Genomic DNA, 240 nt, shown 5'->3' on the forward strand with positions numbered 1-240 from the left:
CATCGCCCGCTCAATCGACCTCTTGAAGCCCGGCGGGCTGGCAGCCTTCTTGACGAGCAGCGGCACCATGGACAAGGCAGACGCGACGGCGCGCACGCATATCGCAAAATCGGCCAATCTCGTCGCCGCCATCCGACTGCCCGAGGGCAGCTTCCGCCGTGACGCCGGTACGGACACCGTCGTCGACATCCTCTTCTTCCGCAAGCGCAAGATCGCCGAGGCGCAGGACGACGTTTCGTG

General features: G+C 65.4%; 1 protein-coding gene. It reads left to right on the top strand.

What is annotated here, in order from left to right:
- Nucleotides 1-240, top strand: a 240-nt coding sequence (locus tag Ga0451573_RS19525; RefSeq protein WP_231685878.1) for a class I SAM-dependent methyltransferase, incomplete at both ends; no start/stop codon positions are given.

Source organism: Phosphitispora fastidiosa, from assembly GCF_019008365.1.
In the GTDB taxonomy this organism is placed as follows: Bacteria; Bacillota; Thermincolia; order Thermincolales; family UBA2595; genus Phosphitispora; species Phosphitispora fastidiosa.